The following is a 1,010-nucleotide window of genomic DNA, read 5'->3' on the forward strand; positions in this document are numbered from 1 at the left end:
GGTCAGACGTGACATCGCCCTCTCCTCGCGCGTTCGCCAACCCAAGCATGTCTATGGTTGCATGAACGATGATGCAACCGTTACACTCCAAAATCCGGATGATACAGTTATGACGAACGCCGAACCCAGCCCTTGGTTGCTGTTGATCCCGCAGCTTCCCGCCAAGCCCGCCTATTTGCGGGTGAAGGTGTGGCGGCGTTTGCAGGCGATCGGGGCCGCGCCGCTCAAGAACGCGGTCCACGCGCTCCCCAACCGCGCCGACACTCGCGCGCTGTTCGAGGATTTGCACCGCGAGATTGCCGACAATGGCGGCGAGGCGCTGATCCTAGAGGCGCGGCTGGTAGGTGGCATCGGTGACCCCGAGCTTCGCGGAACTTTCGACGCGGCGCGCGATGCCGATTACGAGGAGCTGGCGCGCGAGGCGCGGACCTTGGCGGAAGGCGAGTATGTTCCCCCCGGCGAGGTTCGCCGGTTGCGCCGCCGGCTGGACGAGATCGCCGCGATCGACTTCTTCGGCGCGCACGGGCGGCAAACGGCCGAGGCGGCGCTTGCCCCGGCGGAAGCCCGGGCGGGCCAGCACCCCGACGTGACCGGGCCGGGCGCGCCCGAGCTGGCCCAGGCCGAGCTTCGCGGGCGCACCTGGGTCACGCGCGTCCACATCCACGTCGACCGCATCGCGTCAGCGTGGTTGATCCGGCGCTTCATCGACCCGGACGCGACCTTCAAGTTCGTGGAGGGCAAGGGTTACGCCCCCGAGCCCGGCGAGCTGCGCTTCGACATGGCGGACGCCGAGTTCACGCACGAAGGCGACCGCTGCACCTTCGAGACGCTGGTGTTCCGCCGAGGGCTCGACGGCGACCCGGCGCTCGTCGCGCTGTCGGAGATCATCCACGACCTCGACATCGCCGACGACAAGTTCGGCCGGCCGGAGACGGCCGGCGTCAGCGCGCTGATCGAGGGGATATGCGCCGCCACGCCCGACGACCCCGACCGGCTCGCGCGAGGCGCGG

The 1,010-nt window shown here is 69.1% G+C and carries 1 protein-coding gene; it reads left to right on the top strand.

Translation table 11 applies throughout. The annotated features are described in order from the left end of the window. Positions 1-109: 109 nt before the first annotated feature. Positions 110-1,010, top strand: a 901-nt coding sequence (locus tag VPH46_RS16355; RefSeq protein WP_416612921.1) for a chromate resistance protein ChrB domain-containing protein, incomplete at its 3' end; no start/stop codon positions are given.

It is taken from the genome of Sphingomonas sp. MJ1 (PH-R8) (assembly GCF_048058635.1).
In the GTDB taxonomy this organism is placed as follows: Bacteria; Pseudomonadota; Alphaproteobacteria; order Sphingomonadales; family Sphingomonadaceae; genus Sphingomonas.